At 38.6% G+C, this 16,440-nt stretch carries 14 protein-coding genes and 1 tRNA gene; 11 read left to right on the top strand and 4 right to left on the bottom strand.

Going from position 1 to position 16,440, the window contains the following annotated elements; translation table 11 throughout:
• Positions 1–32: 32 nt before the first annotated feature.
• Positions 33–1,673: an alpha-amylase gene (locus HC728_RS15875; RefSeq protein ID WP_190395741.1), complete on the top strand. Its 1,641-nt coding sequence runs from the start codon at positions 33–35 to the stop codon at positions 1,671–1,673.
• 134 nt (positions 1,674–1,807) lie between these two features.
• Positions 1,808–2,059 (top strand): hypothetical protein, encoded by a 252-nt coding sequence (locus HC728_RS15870; RefSeq protein WP_005416798.1) that lies wholly within the window; start codon positions 1,808–1,810, stop codon positions 2,057–2,059.
• Positions 2,060–2,105: 46 nt separating this feature from the next.
• Here HC728_RS15870 and tusA read toward each other — a convergent pair whose 3' ends face one another.
• Positions 2,106–2,357, bottom strand: coding sequence for a sulfurtransferase TusA (gene tusA, locus HC728_RS15865; protein WP_005416800.1), 252 nt, complete (start codon positions 2,355–2,357; stop codon positions 2,106–2,108).
• A 185-nt stretch (positions 2,358–2,542) separates the two neighbouring features.
• Between tusA and HC728_RS15860 the strand changes: the two genes are divergently transcribed.
• The 3 genes from HC728_RS15860 to yiaA all read left to right on the top strand — a co-directional run bounded on the left by HC728_RS15860 (position 2,543) and on the right by yiaA (position 4,394).
• Complete coding sequence (locus HC728_RS15860) at positions 2,543–2,734, top strand: hypothetical protein (RefSeq protein ID WP_005416802.1); 192 nt, start codon at positions 2,543–2,545, stop codon at positions 2,732–2,734.
• A 147-nt stretch (positions 2,735–2,881) separates the two neighbouring features.
• Positions 2,882–3,823, top strand: coding sequence for a LysR family transcriptional regulator (locus HC728_RS15855; protein WP_011260906.1), 942 nt, complete (start codon positions 2,882–2,884; stop codon positions 3,821–3,823).
• Between the two features lie 124 nt (positions 3,824–3,947).
• Positions 3,948–4,394: an inner membrane protein YiaA gene (yiaA, locus tag HC728_RS15850; RefSeq protein ID WP_065604330.1), complete on the top strand. Its 447-nt coding sequence runs from the start codon at positions 3,948–3,950 to the stop codon at positions 4,392–4,394.
• 145 nt (positions 4,395–4,539) lie between these two features.
• Here the strand turns inward: yiaA and HC728_RS15845 are convergent, their stop codons facing one another.
• The 3 genes from HC728_RS15845 to fadB all read right to left on the bottom strand — a co-directional run bounded on the left by HC728_RS15845 (position 4,540) and on the right by fadB (position 9,634).
• Positions 4,540–5,520: an MDR family oxidoreductase gene (locus HC728_RS15845; RefSeq protein ID WP_005416807.1), complete on the bottom strand. Its 981-nt coding sequence runs from the start codon at positions 5,518–5,520 to the stop codon at positions 4,540–4,542.
• A gap of 759 nt (positions 5,521–6,279) precedes the next feature.
• On the bottom strand, positions 6,280–7,443 hold the full coding sequence (fadA, locus tag HC728_RS15840) for an acetyl-CoA C-acyltransferase FadA (protein WP_069594975.1): 1,164 nt from the start codon (positions 7,441–7,443) through the stop codon (positions 6,280–6,282).
• Between the two features lie 13 nt (positions 7,444–7,456).
• The gene (gene fadB / locus HC728_RS15835) at positions 7,457–9,634 is read right to left on the bottom strand and encodes a fatty acid oxidation complex subunit alpha FadB (protein ID WP_190395740.1); all 2,178 of its coding nucleotides are present in this window, start codon (positions 9,632–9,634) and stop codon (positions 7,457–7,459) included.
• Between the two features lie 242 nt (positions 9,635–9,876).
• Here fadB and HC728_RS15830 point away from each other — a divergent pair, with 242 nt between their 5' ends.
• From HC728_RS15830 to HC728_RS15805, 6 genes are all read left to right on the top strand, one after another.
• Positions 9,877–10,494: a YigZ family protein gene (locus HC728_RS15830; RefSeq protein WP_190395739.1), complete on the top strand. Its 618-nt coding sequence runs from the start codon at positions 9,877–9,879 to the stop codon at positions 10,492–10,494.
• Between the two features lie 56 nt (positions 10,495–10,550).
• Positions 10,551–12,008 carry a TrkH family potassium uptake protein gene (locus HC728_RS15825; RefSeq protein WP_017018705.1) on the top strand — a complete coding sequence of 486 codons (1,458 nt, stop codon included), beginning with the start codon at positions 10,551–10,553 and terminating at the stop codon, positions 12,006–12,008.
• 32 nt (positions 12,009–12,040) lie between these two features.
• The gene (gene hemG / locus HC728_RS15820) at positions 12,041–12,565 is read left to right on the top strand and encodes a menaquinone-dependent protoporphyrinogen IX dehydrogenase (RefSeq protein WP_005416815.1); all 525 of its coding nucleotides are present in this window, start codon (positions 12,041–12,043) and stop codon (positions 12,563–12,565) included.
• Between the two features lie 118 nt (positions 12,566–12,683).
• Positions 12,684–12,760: transfer RNA gene (locus HC728_RS15815), tRNA-Trp, on the top strand.
• A gap of 484 nt (positions 12,761–13,244) precedes the next feature.
• Positions 13,245–15,998 (top strand): pitrilysin family protein, encoded by a 2,754-nt coding sequence (locus HC728_RS15810; RefSeq protein WP_190395738.1) that lies wholly within the window; start codon positions 13,245–13,247, stop codon positions 15,996–15,998.
• A gap of 81 nt (positions 15,999–16,079) precedes the next feature.
• On the top strand, positions 16,080–16,274 hold the full coding sequence (locus tag HC728_RS15805) for a hypothetical protein (protein ID WP_005416817.1): 195 nt from the start codon (positions 16,080–16,082) through the stop codon (positions 16,272–16,274).
• Positions 16,275–16,440: the final 166 nt, after the last annotated feature.

Genomic DNA, 16,440 nt, shown 5'->3' with positions numbered 1-16,440 from the left:
TCACTGTTATTATTTTTAGGTTTCTGATTTCGATGAAATTGTCTGTTTGTGCAACACTTATTTCGCTGTCTTTATTAGTTGGGTGTCAAAGTACGCCATCAACTGATAATTCTTCTTTATCAGAAAACTCATCAAATTCATCATCTGACATAGTTAAGTCAACTAATAACGATGCGGCTGATAGCGTAGATATCATTTGTCCTCAGCTGGGCATTCAACCTGTAACCGTCACTGTTTCTGATTTGTGGGCCGATGGTGAGGTTGTCACCGATGCTTACACTGGGCGTATTGCTCAAGTGAAAAATGGTAGCGTTACTTTAACGCCAAGTCGTCATAGTGGTGGCTTATTACTGTTAGAATCAAAAAAAGAAGAAGTCTCTTTTCAATGGAAGAATGCCACTTTCTACCACATCGCAACGGATAGATTCTTTAATGGTAACAGTTGGAATGATCACAGCTATGGCCGACAAAAAACGGCACAAGGTTTTCAAGGCGGTGATATCGCAGGACTTACTCAAAAGCTAGATTATTTAGCTGAGTTAGGTGTCGATGTTCTTTGGCTTTCGACGCCATTAGAGCAAGTACATGGTTGGCTTCCAGGGAAAAACGGTAATTCTCCTGAATATCCATATGCAGGTGGAGCTACATTAGATTGGACTCAGCTTGATACCAATATGGGTACTGAGCAAGAAATGAGAACATTTGTGGATTCAGCTCATCAGTTAGGTATGCGAGTTGTATGGAGTGTTGATACCGTTCCATCAGAGCCAAGCCTTGCAGACTTACAACAATTTAATATCCAACCTAAAGATACAAGTGACCTTCCTAGTTACTGGAATGAATGGCAACCGAAAGATGGCCAAAACCTGACTAATTATCTTGATGCATTTAAAGACGAAAATGGACAAATACCACAGTGGTGGTCACCTGCGTGGTCAGATCCTAACAGTGAAGGCAATATTTCAACGCCTGAGTTCTTTGCAAATAAACCCGTAACCAATGTAGCTCAAGTGAGCCGGGCTAAAAATGAATTACTAACTCAATGGATAACGATGTGGGTTGCTAAATTTGGCATTGATGGGGTGGTTTTATCGGATTCGACACCACAATTGACTCAAAAGATAGAGGCGAGTGCGAGTAAAAGTTTTGAATTATGGAAAACACATAATCAATATAAGGCGCTTGAATCCTCTTCTTTCCTAGTTGTTGATTTAAATGAGAAGGAACCATTTAAACCGCAAATAGTGTCGATGCAGAAAAATAAAGACCAGTGTTTTAGCCAATTTACTTATCGTTTATCTGCGACTGAGAAATCACATGAGTTATATGCGATTAATTGGTTTGAAGAACGTGGTTTAGATGATCTATCTGAAGCAAATTACTCTGAGTTCAGAGATACAGCTTCAGCACTGTTATTATCACAAGGTAATATTGCTATTTGGTATGGTGATGAAACGGCTAAAAGCGGTGAGGCTTACAGTGAGATGAATTGGGATGAAATGACAGGATTACGCTTATCTCTTATGTCTCATTGGAAAAAACTATTAGCTTTTAGAGCAAACCATTCCGCATTATCTGATGGAGAATATCAGGTTATTGAAAACAATAGTTACTATGCTTTTATCCGAAAAAATAAGTCAGACAATGTGATGGTTGTATACACTGGTGAATAGTTAAGTTGTCACCAAAGTTTCATAAAATCAGAATAAGAGTGTGATACTAGACACATAGCTTTTGTTCTAGAGGTGATAATCTACGGTTAGAATAAGTTGTATTGGTAGATGTTTCTTAAGGAAAGGAGCTTATCATGACTCGTTTTTTAGCTATATCCCCTCAAAGTCAATGCTATCTATTTACTGTCGCATTAGCTCTTAATTTATTAGGAATGGTACTTACAGATATGTGGGTTCCAATGGTGGTCGGTGCAATCATTACAACAGGGTTGTCAGTTGATGCTTGGGTCCGGGTACATTATGTATTACCGATGAGAAAAGAGTTGAGAAACTTGCAGAATCAAATCGAAGCTATCCAAAAGCTAGCACGAGATATCAATACGTAGTTTATAAGAGAAAGGCAGCCATAATGGTTGCCTTTTTTTGTACGTATTATTTTGAAAGTCCTTTTCGGATTAAATAACGATAAGGAAGAGAGTCTGTGTCTTCTGCGATAAGTTCGTGATCCATAAAACGGCAAAAACTAGGAATGTCTCTTGTTGTTGATGGATCATCGGCTTTAATTAATAACGTTTCACCATCTTCCATCTTTCGAATCGTTTTTCTAACCATCATGACAGGTTCAGGGCAGCGTAATCCTTCTGCTTCTAGTGTTTGTGTTGCTGTATCAAAGTTGATGGTCATGTTTGTATCTCTTTACAGTTAAAGGCGACCGAGATCATACTGCTGTAAAAAAAATAATCAATACGCGTTGGCAAAGAACTGAAAAGGGAGTAGATTTAATTTAACAATAAATTAACATTGGAACGTTAACTTGTTGTTTTATCCATTCTAACACTCGGTTAGAAAGCAACAGAAGGATCGTTATTATGCTTACTCAAATAGATCGCTTAACTATTTATTGTGTTCTTTGTCTTGTTACTATTAGTTCATTAGTATTGCGTACTCCTGAAAACATCAGTTTGTTTCCACTTATTAGTTTGGCATCTGTGATGGTAGCGCTAACAGTAGAATTAAAAACATGGTCAGAAGCAGAAACTGCGGAAGAACAAGATTCTTAACTTACTTCTAAATAACAAAAAGACTCTCCAGTTTCCCGTTTTTTTCATCATTCTTAATACCACATAAGAGTTGAATGAAATGCGGGATTTTTTTTATCCAGAAAACAGTTACACTCACTACGTTGATTAAGCCTAGTAGGTCAGGTTATGGAATTAGAAGAAGTTTATCGTCGTGATTTAAATTTGTTAATTGCACTTAAAGTCTTGTTAGAAGAAAACAGTGTTAGCCAAGCTGCGGTTCGCCTTAATTTGAGTCAGTCGGCAATGAGTCGAGTATTAGGTCGATTGCGTGATTTGCTTGGAGATCCATTGTTTACTAGACAAGGTCAGCATCTAGTTCCGACCCAAAAAGCATTAGAGATAAATGAGCAGATAAACCTCCCATTAGAATCATTACGTCAGTTGCTTACACCAAGTGACTTTACGCCTATGCATTGTGATCAGCATTTTCTAATCGCAACCACCGATTATGCAATGCAAACAATCTTACCTTATGCATTACCAAAAATTTATGAACAAGCGCCAAATATCTCATTAGAGTTTGCACCTTTAAATCATGAAAACTTATTTAAGCAACTTAGCACTGAAAAAGTAGATATGGCTATTTGTCGTCCTATCGGGTCTGTATTACCACTAAAACAGGAAGTGTTAGGGCAGGTAGGTGTGTTGTGTTTGCTCTCTAAAAATCATCCGTTATCTGGCTCAATCCTGACCTTGGATGATTATCTGTCTTTGCCACATGCAATGATAGCAATTAGCGATGGAGTCAAAGCGTTAATTGATGCGGCTTTATCAGGACAAAGAGAAAGAAGACAAGTACTTAGGGCTTACCATTTAGAAGCGGCGTTAGCGATTGTCGATAAAATGCCATTGGTGATCACTGTGCCCGCAGATTTGGCGTATTTAGTGGCTGAACGCTACGATTTAGTGATTAAACCATTACCTTTTGAATTTACTCCGTTTGATTACTCGCTGATTTGGCATTCGCGTTGTGATACATCACCAGCTCAAACTTGGCTACGACGAGTGGTTAAAGAAGAGTGCGGTAAGTTAATTGAAAAACGTATTGAAGATATTGGTTTTGCATAACGTGTAGTACTCTGTATTTGATGTAATTAATAGAATTCATAATGAATAATGCTTCCCAGAGTCATTCGTTAGGTTCGATTTTCTTTGCTCTCTCGCATAACGTTATGGTTTTGAGGAGGGAGTTATGGAACAACATCATCAATATCACCAACCAACAAGCGCATTTATCATGGCATCATGGGGAGCGTTTGTTATTGGTTCTTCTGCTTATTTATTTGGTTTATGGAAATCCACCATGGAGCTGAATGAAAAGGGTTATTACTTTTCTTTATTACTGCTGGGTTTATTTGCCGCAATATCATTACAAAAAACCATTAGAGATAAACAAGAAGGGATAAACGTCACTTCAATGTACACGATGAGTTGTCGTGTTGCTTTGATTTCAGCGTTGGTGTTAATGGCTATTGGTTTAAGAAATGCGGAATTATTACTCAGTGAAAAGGGCTTTTTTGCAATGGCTTATACACTGTCATTATTTTCAGTTGTGACGATTCAAAAAAACATTCGAGATGTTGCAGCTAGTACAAGTGATGAAGGGTTGTCTGAAGTAAAAGATGAGTCAGTAGAGTAATACTCATTATCCGTTCATTATGAGTTAAATAGATAATTACATCGATATAAAAAAGGCAGCGATTATGCTGCCTTGAATTACTGATGTTATCTAAAACTAAGTTAGGTAGGACTTAGTTTTAAACCTTTTAGATTTTAATTACGACTTAGATTTTAATTACAACGCGACCTGTGATTTGACCGTTGGTAATGTCTTCAGCAGCTTGAATTGCATCATCAAGAGACACTTCTTTTGTTGCTTGGTCAAAGAATGATGCTGGTAGTAGTTCAGCTAATTGTTCCCATGCTTTAATGCGTTTTTCGCGAGGGCACATTACAGAGTCAATACCTTGTAGACGAACATTGCGTAGAATGAATGGCATTACCGTTGTTGGTAAATCAAAACCACCAGCAAGACCACATGCCGCTACTGCGCCGTTGTAATCTACTTGTGCTAATACTTTTGCCAATACTTTGCTACCAACAGTATCGATAGCGCCAGCCCATAATTGTTTTTCTAATGGTTTTGCTGGTTCTTCTAATTCGCTACGCTCAACAATACGAGTAGCACCTAGAGATTTTAGTAATTCGCCATTTTCAGAAGCTCGGCCTGTTACTGCTGCAACTTTATAACCCAATTGGTTTAGAAGTGTAATTGCAACACTGCCCACACCGCCGCTTGAACCCGTTACTAGGATTTCACCGTCTTCAGGTTTAATATCGGCATCAACAATAGCTTGTACACATAGCATTGCCGTGAAACCAGCTGTACCGATTGCCATTACTTTTTTAGCATCTAGGCCTTTTGGCATAGGTACTAACCAGTCACCGTTTAGGCTTGCTTTCTCAGCCATACCACCCCAGTGACCTTCACCAACACCCCAACCAGTAAGAACAACTTCATCACCTGCTTTATAGCGAGGATCATCTGATTGAGAAACCACACCTGATAAGTCGATACCAGGAACCATTGGGAAGTTACGAACAATGCGTCCTTTACCAGTGATCGCTAAGCCGTCTTTGTAGTTAAGAGAAGAGTAGTTTACGTCGATTTTAACATTACCTTCAGGTAGTTGAGATTCATCGATCTCAGTAACTGCTGCAATTGTATTTCTATCTTCTTGATTTAGAACTAATGCTTTAAACATAACGAACTCCAATAAGGATAATAACGAACATCAAACGGTCTGTTTGACCAATGAGAGTAAGTGTAGGTGAGTTTTGAAAAGAAAAAAAATGATACTTAAACATGAGCTATATGCGTTTTATGCATAGATCACTAGTCTAGAAAATAAACAAAAAAATGAAAATAAGATCTTTACTTTTTTCTAGTTCGTGGTAATTTTGCGCCTTGCTCTAATGTATAGAGTTATTAATACAAGCAATAAGTACAAGTAAAACCCTCAGAAATATCTTCAAAAAAGTATTATCTCCGTGTTTCATTTCACTTTTCCAATCATTAATAATTGAACATTTCAGCAGATCGTTAGCAACGAATAAGCCTAACTGGATCTATTTATAATGTAATGTGACCGTGTGCAATCGAGGTTGTGAAAATGCGTCGGCTTTATACCTAACTAATGCTGTTAGGCTGCTTCCGTTACAAAGCAGAAAGATAAAGGACGTACAATCTCTCTAGTATAAATTACATAAGATAAATATCTCTTCTCAGGCTAAACGAAAGCATCACTTTGATGCATGTTTATACTTAAGTTAAGAAGGATATCTCATGTCTAAATCAACAGGCAGAAAGCGTTTTTGGTTCCACCAATCTCGTGATACAAAAACTACATTCAAAAAGTAGTCTGTTTATAGCACTCTGCTATAGATAGAAAAAAAAAGTCGCTTCAATGTTCATAGAACAGAGAGCGACTTTTTTTGTTTTTAACGTTTGAATTTACTTAGTATTAAGGGCGCTCAAACACAGTTGCGATTCCTTGCCCTAATCCAATACACATTGTCGCAACACCTAACTTGGCTCCAGTTCGCTCCATGTTATTGATTAATGTGGTGGCAATGCGAGATCCAGAGCAACCTAGAGGATGACCAAGAGCAATAGCACCACCATTTAAGTTGACCTTTTCATCCATCACATCAAGTAAGCCTAAATCTTTAATACAAGGTAGTGATTGAGCGGCAAACGCTTCATTCAGTTCGAATAACTCAATATCATCCAGTGATAATCCGGCACGTTTTAATGCTTTTTTCGTCGCTGGAACAGGACCGTATCCCATAATAGATGGATCGCAACCAGATACCGCCATTGAGCGAACTTTCGCTCGAATAGGTAAACCTAACTCATTGGCTTTCTCTTCGCTCATAACTAGCATAGCTGATGCGCCATCCGATAATGCCGATGAACTGCCTGCTGTAACCGTACCATTTGCAGGATCGAAAGCTGGTCGTAATGCAGCTAATCCTTCTAATGTTGTTTCTGGTCGAATAACCTCATCATGTGTGACTAAGGTTAACGCACCATTTTCATCGTGTCCTTCTATTGGAAGGATCTCCGAATCAAAATAGCCTTCAATGGTTGCTTTATGTGCTTTTTGATGGGATGCGAGCGCAAAGGCATCTTGCTGCTCTCGAGATATACCGTGCATCTTACCTAGCATTTCAGCTGTCAATCCCATCATTCCTGATGCTTTCGCAACACTTTTTGAAAGTCCTGAATGGAAATCAACACCATGATTCATCGGTACGTGCCCCATGTGTTCAACGCCACCAATAATACAAATGTCGGCATCGCCAACCATGATGGCACGTGAAGCATCATGCAAAGCCTGCATAGATGAACCACATAAACGGTTAACGGTTGTTGCTGCAATGCTTTGTGGTAAACCTGCGAGCAGTGCGGAATTACGTGCAATATTGAAGCCTTGTTCTAAGGTCTGTTGTACACATCCCCAATAAATATCTTCAATGTCATTAGGGTCGACACTTGGATTTCGTTCAAGCAAACCTTTCATTAGATGCGCCGATAAATCTTCAGCGCGAGTATAACGAAATACACCGTTTTTTGAGCGACCCATAGGTGTTCGAATACAGTCAACAATAACTACGTTTTTCATGATTAATCCTTCCCTAGGCTGACGGTGCTGATAATGATTGAGGCGCTGGGTAATAACATTCACCATCGGCTGCTTTTTGTTTGATGCTTTCTGGTACTTGATAAACGGCACCTAGATGTTCAAATTCTTTTGCCATGTCGAGATAAGTGGTTAATCCAATAGCATCAAGATAGCGGAATACTCCTCCTTTAAATGGAGGGAAGCCCAAACCATAAACCAATGCCATGTCAGCTTCTGCTGGAGAGGCAATAATTCCTTCATCCAAGCAGCGGATGACCTCATTAATCATAGGTATCATCATGCGAGCACTGATCTGCTCTGATGTATAAGGTTGCGTTGTATTGGTTACTGTCGCAATAATGCCTGCTGTGCTTTCATCAATGTTCTTTTTAGGTTTGCCTTTTCTATCTATGCTATATGCATAAAAACCGCTTCCATTTTTTTGACCATAGCGATCGGATTCGAACATCGCATCAATCACATCTTGTCCATTTTTTGCCATTCGCTCAGGGAAGCCTTGTGCCATGACGGCTTGTGCGTGATGTGCTGTATCAATCCCAACGACATCAAGTAAATAAGCAGGTCCCATTGGCCAACCAAACTCTTTTTCCATGACTTTATCTATTTGTTGATAGTCACCACCATCACGCAGCAACAAACTGAACCCTGCGAAATAAGGGAAAAGAACTCGGTTAACAAAAAATCCAGGGCAGTCATTGACGACAATAGGTGTTTTTCCCATTTGAGAAGCGTAAGCAACAACACGATCAATGGTTTGCTGTGACGTTTTTTCACCACGGATCACTTCAACGAGTGGCATCCGATGTACAGGATTGAAGAAGTGCATGCCACAGAAATTTTCTGGGCGTTTTAATGATTTTGCTAGTAAGGAAATAGGTATTGTCGATGTGTTTGAGGCTAAGATGACATGCTCATTCACTTCATTTTCAACTTCAGCTAATACTGCAGCTTTAACCTTTGGATTCTCAACGACGGCTTCTACGACAATATCTTTGTTTTCAATACTGGCATAGTTTAGTGATGGGGTAATAGAAGAGAGTACTTGTGCCATCTTTAAACCAGATAAACGTCCTCGTTCTAATTGTTTATTAAGCAGTTTAGAGGCTTCACTCATGCCTAAATCTAATGATTGTTGAGCAATGTCCTTCATTAATACAGGGACGCCTTTTGATGAGGATTGATAAGCAATACCTCCACCCATAATTCCAGCACCAAGAACCGCTGCGCTAGTAACGGGTTCACTATTTTTTATGGCTTGTTTCGCTTTACTCTTCACTAATTGATCGTTTAAGAAAATACCAACCAATGACTTAGCCACATCTGTTTGAGTGAGTGCAACGAAGTTTTTATTTTCAACTTCAAGTGCAGCATCACGATCCATGAAGGCACTATTTTCAATGGACTTTACTGCTGTCATTGGTGCAGGGTAATGTTTACCTGCCATTTTCATTATCATGCCTTTTGCGACATTAAATGACATTGCAGCCTCTAGAGAAGAGAGTTTTAATGGTGCTTTTTTCTGTGTACGACGAGATTGCCAATCCAGTTGACCCTCTATCGCTTTTTTAAGCATAGTGACAGAATCTGTTATCAAGGTTTCACGTGAAACAACACCATCAATCATTCCCAGAGCTAAGGCATCTTTTGCTCGTTTTGGCTTACCCGTTGTGATGACTTCCATTGCAGGGTCGGCACCAATTAAGCGAGGTAAACGCACAGAGCCACCCCAGCCGGGCATGATCCCAAGCTGTGTTTCGGGTAGACCAATCGATGCCGTTTCATCTGCTAATCGAAAATCCGTAGCAAGGACACATTCACAACCGCCTCCTAAAGCAAATCCAGTAATAGCAGATAAAGTAGGTACTGGAATGTCTTCTAGACGATTAAAAATGGCGTTAGCTTGATGTAACCAATCACTGAGTTCTTCTGTTGGAATATCAAACAAACCAAGAAACTCTGTAATATCAGCACCAACAATAAATGCACTTTTATCTGATGATAGAAGTAGACCTTGTAAGTCCTTTTGTGAGTAGAGTGCATCTATGGCTTCACCAACTGATTGTAGGGTGGCTAAGTTGAGCTTATTTACACTGCCTTTAGCATTAAATACTAAGTGAGCAATGCCCGGTTCGATGTAGTCTACAGAGAGGTTTTCACCTTGATAAATCATTTTCTATCTCCATGAAATAAAAACCAGAGAGGTGTATTCATTATTATATTAATCTGGTTTGACCAGTTAATATTGGTTCTTATTTAAACAGATTTCAAATTAAATTTAACAATTTGTTTACGTTTGTCTTGTTTGATCACAAATTTGTTTGATGCAAACAGAGAATAAACATCAGCTTAAAAGAGTAAATTTCGACAGAAGTGATACACTTTAAGGTTCCGTTTTTGCTATCAGTGTAAGCTATGAATGACCAGCCATATCAAGTACCCAAGGCCATGGTGATATTTGAAGAAGAGATAAAAAAAAGCATCTTTATAACGTATTTAGCTCGAACGTCTTCCGTTGATGACGCGAAAGCATTTGTTGCTGAAATAAAAGCTAAGCATTCAGATGCTCGTCATAACTGTTGGGGGTTTGTTGCGGGGCGACCTGAAGATTCTATGAAATGGGGATTCAGTGATGACGGTGAGCCGTCTGGTACTGCAGGCAAACCAATATTAGCTCAACTGAGTGGCAGCAGTATCGGTGAGATAACAGCAGTTGTTACCCGTTATTACGGTGGTGTGCGTTTAGGTACTGGCGGTTTAGTAAAAGCTTATGGCGGCGGAGTTCAACAAGCATTAAAACTGATAGAAACTGAAGAAAAAAGAATTACTGATACGGTTATTTTGCACTGTGATTATAACTTAGTGAGTTTGGTCGAAACTTTGTTGAGTCAATTTGAAGGTATTCAAGTGGATGCACAATACAGTGATAAGGTAGTGATGAGCGTTGAGCTAGAAAAGCGCGTTATTGAAGAATTTAAGATTGCCATTATCAATAAGAGTGGCGCAAAAATTGAATTTCCTTCAGATACATGAAATTCAAATACCATTAATTATTTAGGATATGAGTGACGTCAAGCGTCCAATAAACCATGCAGTTTCGTTCAATTATTCGAATCGTGGGTATTTTACTCGCGGTATTCAGTTTTTTCATGTTGGCTCCTGCCTTTATCGCGTTTATATATCGTGATGGTGCCGGTGTGCCATTTGTTATTACCTTCTTCTTATTATTAGCAGGTGGCGGGGCTCTTTGGTTTCCTAACCGCCAGCATAAACATGAATTAAAATCACGTGATGGTTTTTTAATTGTCGTTCTTTTTTGGATGGTAATCGGTAGTGCAGGAGCATTACCATTTTTGTTTTCAGGTTCACCAGATATTTCGGTAACTAACGCCTTTTTTGAATCATTTTCAGGGTTAACGACAACGGGTGCAACGGTACTAACTGGATTAGATCATTTACCAAAAGCGATTTTATTCTATCGCCAATTGCTCCAATGGTTTGGTGGTATGGGGATCATTGTATTAGCTGTAGCTATCTTACCGGTTTTAGGTATTGGTGGGATGCAGCTATATCGTGCTGAAATTCCTGGTCCAGTTAAAGATTCCAAAATGACGCCACGTATAGCGGAAACTGCAAAGGTGCTTTGGTATATCTACCTAACCTTAACTATTGCCTGCGCATTGGCATTCTGGATTGCGGGAATGGGGTGGTTTGATGCTATTTCTCATAGTTTTTCAACCATAGCGATTGGTGGATTTTCTACTTATGATGCCAGTATGGGACACTTTAATAGCCCTGTGATTAACGCTATTACGGTCGTGTTTTTATTGATATCGGCTTGTAACTTTTCACTTCACTTTGCTGCGTTTGCATCGGGTGGTGTTCATCCAAAATATTATTGGCGTGATCCTGAATTTAGAGCATTTATTTTCATTCAAATTCTCTTATTCTTAATTACTTTTTTATTGTTGCTAAAGCACAATACATATAACTCGGTCGGAACCGCAATTGATCAGGCGTTATTCCAAACCGTGTCAATTTCAACGACAGCAGGATTTACGACGACTAGTTTTGCTGAATGGCCACTGTTTTTACCTGTTTTATTACTGTTTTCTTCTTTTATTGGTGGTTGTGCTGGTTCAACCGGTGGCGGTATGAAAGTGATTCGTATTTTATTACTGTCATTGCAAGGCATGCGTGAAATTAAGCGATTGATTCACCCAAGAGCGATTTATACGATTAAGATTGGAACTAAAGCACTACCTCAGCGTGTGGTTGATGCGGTATGGGGTTTCTTCTCTGCTTATGCCTTGGTGTTTGTTATTTGTATGCTGGCATTAATTGCTACAGGGATTGATGAATTAACTGCTTTCTCTGCAGTTGCAGCAACATTGAATAATTTAGGACCAGGTTTGGGTGAAGTTGCGGTTCACTTTGGTGAAGTAAATGATGCCGCAAAATGGATACTGATTATTGCCATGCTGTTTGGACGTTTAGAGGTATTTACGCTTCTTATTTTGTTCACACCAACGTTTTGGCGTAGCTAGTTTTTATAATTAAACAGATTAAAGGGTTTACTGTGGAAAGAGTATTACTTCTTCACTCAAGTCGTGAAGGTCAAACGATTAAAATATTGAACTATATTGCGACAAAGTTAGGAAGTGATGTTCAGTGTGAATTAGTTGATTTACACCAACCGCTATCGGTTTCATTTTCTGATTATGATCGTGTTGTTATTGGTGCTTCAATTCGTTATGGCCACTTAAATAAAAAGCTGTATCAATTTATCACTAAGTACCAAACGGAATTAGAACAGGCTAAGGCTGGGTTCTTTATTGTTAACTTAACCGCTCGTAAAGAGGGGAAAGATACGCCTGAAACGAGTGTGTACTTTAAGAAGTTCTTACTTAAATCGCCTTGGGTTCCTGCGTTACAAGATACGTTTGCTGGTGCATTGTTTTATCCTCGCTATAACTGGTTTGATCGCGTCATGATTCAATTCATTATGAAAATGACGGGAGGTGAAACGGATCCAACTAAGGAAGTTGAATACACTAACTGGCAACGAGTTGATCAATTCGTAGAGAAGATTAAACGCGGTTAAGTTTTGCCCATTTTGGATAAAATAGTGCGATATAAGTAGAATTTTTGTTTTAGATTCAAATTTTTAGCTTCAAAAGTATGGATTTTATTATTGAAGTGATTACAATAGCACGCACAACAGGGGTGTAGCTCCAATTGGCAGAGCAGCGGATTCCAAATCCGCGTGTTGGGAGTTCGAATCTCTCCACCCCTGCCATATTTAGAAAGGCTCATATCGAAAGGTATGAGCCTTTTTGCTATCTGGGGTTTGAGAAAAGAGCCACGGATTCCTCCACCATAAGAACGCGCGTGTTGGGAGTTCGAATCTCTCCACCCCTGCCATATTTAGAAAGGCTCATATCGAAAGGTATGAGCCTTTTTGCTGTCTGGGGTTTGAGAAAAGAGCCACAGATTCCTCCACCATAAGAATGCGCGTGTTGGGAGTTCGAATCTCTCCACCCCTGCCATATTCAAAACCTCAGCAGAAATGCTGGGGTTTTCTCGTTTATAGAGTAATAGAAATTGAGAAAAGGCTCATATCGAAAGGTATAAGTCTTTTTGCTATCTGGGGTTTGAGAAAATAAACGAGCCCAACACCTTATTGATAATAATAACTATTTCCTTTTATGCCTTGCAATTATGCCTAATTTATATTCAGATACGTAACTTATAAAATATAAATATAACTACTAGGATGTATTATGAAAGGTTATTGGTTGGCGTTTATTGCTTGCTTGTTTATTTCAGGGTGTGCAACCACATCAGTTACAGAACTTAAATCTGATCCTCGTTGGGTCAGTGGTCAGCTTGATAATGGGTTCCGTTATCATATTTATCCTGATCGAGAAAAAGAAGTATCTATTCGTTTTATTGTACATGCCGGCTCATTTCAAGAGACACAAAATCAAAAAGGCTACGCTCATTTTGTAGAGCATATGGCTTTTAATGGTAGTGAACACTTTTCGCAAAATGATGTTATATCTCTATTTGAAGATGCAGGATTAAGTTTTGGAGCGGATATTAACGCTTACACTTCTTATGCTGAAACCGTGTATAAACTTGATTTACCTGATAACTCCCAACTTAACAATGCACTTGTTTGGATGAGAGATATTGGTGATGGTATTGAACTGTCATCTAAAGAAGTAGAAAAAGAGAAAGAGGTTATTCTTGGTGAGTTTCGTTACTCAAGGTTAGAAGATAAGCCTATTTCGGCTCAGTTTTATGAGCATATGACCGCAGGAACTGTTTATGAAAATAGCGATCCTATTGGGAATAAGGAGTCGGTTTTATCTGCGTCCTCAACACAACTTACAGAGTTTTATCAGCAGTGGTATCAACCTCAATTAACTGAAATTGTTATTAGTGGCGATGTTATTCTTGAAGATGCGATTACACTGATAACTAAACATTTTGAAAGTTGGAAGAAAGGTTCTTCAGCTGTAAGTACGATGCCATTAGAGCCTCTAAATCAAAATGAATTTATTGCTAAAGTGGCAAGTGGTGAACCACCAAGTATTGCTCTGGTTATTGATCGTGGTGATTTTAGAGTAAATACAAGAGAACAGCAGCATCAACGATGGTTAGATGAAATTGCTCATTCAATTATTCAGCAAAGGTTAGGTGGTGTATTCCTTGACGCTGCAATGCCTGTTCAATGGATTTACTCGACGGATTACTATGTATCTGATCAGCGCTATTTTATTTCTTCAGTTTCATTTCCTGCTAGTTATAGAACCCAAAGCCAAACACTATTTTTAGATACGTTAGCTTCATTACGAGATCATGGTGTGTCACATGGTGAGTTGGATAACTTACTTCAACATTATCATTATCAACTTGATAATCTTGATGCAAATCTTGAAAACTTAACGCCTTATGATCATGTTGAAAACAGAGTTAATGGTGTTGTGAGTCAGCAGATAAGTCAATCCAGTTTAGATTACAAGGCAAGTTTGACTTCATTTTTAGCAGCGACAGATTTGAAGGTTGTTAATGATCATATTGATGAGTTGCTTTCGTCTTCATACCAATTTGCTATTGGTGTTGATGCCGTTGAATCTCTCTCTCAAATAGAATTAAGTATTCCTGAGTTAAAGTCTGTGTATGCAAAATCGGGAAGTGAACCACTAATTAATAATGTTAGTGCCGCTTTTCCTGTTCCAATGAGCAGTGGAATGATTTTGTCTGAAACTAAATTATTTGAGGAGGTTGATTTAACTCGCTGGACACTAGATAACGGATTAAATGTTCTTTATTTGAGAAAAACCGATGCCGGTGATGACGTGGTGTTTTCGTTAGCAAGCCAAGGCGGAATAGCTGCATTGCCTTCAGAGTTGATACCAGCAGCGAATATTGCCATACCAGCAGTGACTCGTAGCGGTCTTGGTAAATTCACAGGCTCTCAGTTAGATGCTCATTTGAGAAATGAAGGTATTGAGCTTTATCCTTTTATTAATTTTACTCATCACGGTCTTGAAGGAATTACGGATAAGGAAGGGCTTGCTGAGACGTTTGCTGTAATTACTGCAATTATGTCTGAAATTAATGTTGATGAAGAGCAGTTAAAAGCGGTAAAGCAGGAGTTTGAACAAAACAGAGAGGCTTATATCTCTACATCTCTTGGTCAGTTTACTAAAGCTATTAATAGGAACACTTATTCTTCTACTAATCGACATCAACTACTTGATGGGGAGGATGTAAATCTCGTTACTAGTGAACAGATTAAACGAGTACATCAGTTATTATTTCAACAGAATCGTAATTATCAGTTAGTGATTGTAGCTGATTTAAAACCGTCTGAGTTAAAACCATTACTTCGTCAGTACTTAGCAAATATACGTTTAGGTGCTGCAAAGAAAACGAATTACGCCGTTACTTATAAGTCAGATTCTGTACCGAGTATTACCATGGCGGTAAATACTGAACAGAGTAGTCATTATATTTCTCAGTTTATAGCGGCTCAGGGCTTGGAAGATCACTCTGCAAAATCCATTTTTATTCAGGATATGCTGCAAAGAATAGTATCTAAGAGATTGATGCACTATGTTCGAGAAGAGCTAAGTTTGGATTACGCTCCATATGCGCTTATGGTGAATGCTGATAGTGAGTTTAAGCCTCATTGGGTTATGGGCGCACAAGTTGACCCTAAGAATGCACAACTTATTGAGTCTGCCATTGATAAGGTAATAAAAGATTTATTACGTGGAGTAACAGAAAATGAGGTAAATGCTGCAGTTAAACAGTTAGTGGTTGATTTAGAACCATTAAAAAATAACAGCACTCAGCAAGCATGGCTGCTAAATCGTTACACCATACATAACTACGGAATTGAAGCTCTATTTGGTATTTCAGAAACAGCAAACTCAGTTAACGCAGAAGATATAAATAGATTGATAAAATATTCATTTGGTAAAAACAGTCATCAATTTAAGTATCTATCGACGCCAATTTGATTTTTTTGTGATCTATATCTTGTTTTTTAGGGCGTAGATAGTAAAATCGCTGCTTAATTAATCATCTAGGGTTTTGTTTAAATGGGTTACGATTTAGGTACTGTTTATCTTGGTCAAATGGCTGCAAAAAAAATGCTTAACGAAGAAATGTATGGCAAACAGCAACCAAGAACAAAGAAAACAGCAGTAACAAAAAAACTTTGGAAAGGATTCGAAAATGTTAATACTAAAATGGCAAACATGGTGAGTGGATACACTCCTGTATTAACTTGGTAAATGATTTACTGAATAGTTTGAAAGGGCATACCTAAGGTGTAATGCCGATCGTTTAAGGGACTTGAACGATCCTTTGCAGCCTTCATAATCGGTCTTAAATTTATTTTAAGGCCGATTTTTTATGTCTGAGTTTTCTCGTGAATTACAATTAACTGCAGAATTTCAC

The organism is Aliivibrio sp. S10_S31 (genome assembly GCF_014694495.1).
Classification (GTDB): Bacteria; Pseudomonadota; Gammaproteobacteria; order Enterobacterales; family Vibrionaceae; genus Aliivibrio; species Aliivibrio fischeri.
The sequence above is the reverse complement of the archived record's forward strand: the minus strand, read 5'-3'. Positions and strand labels throughout refer to the sequence as shown.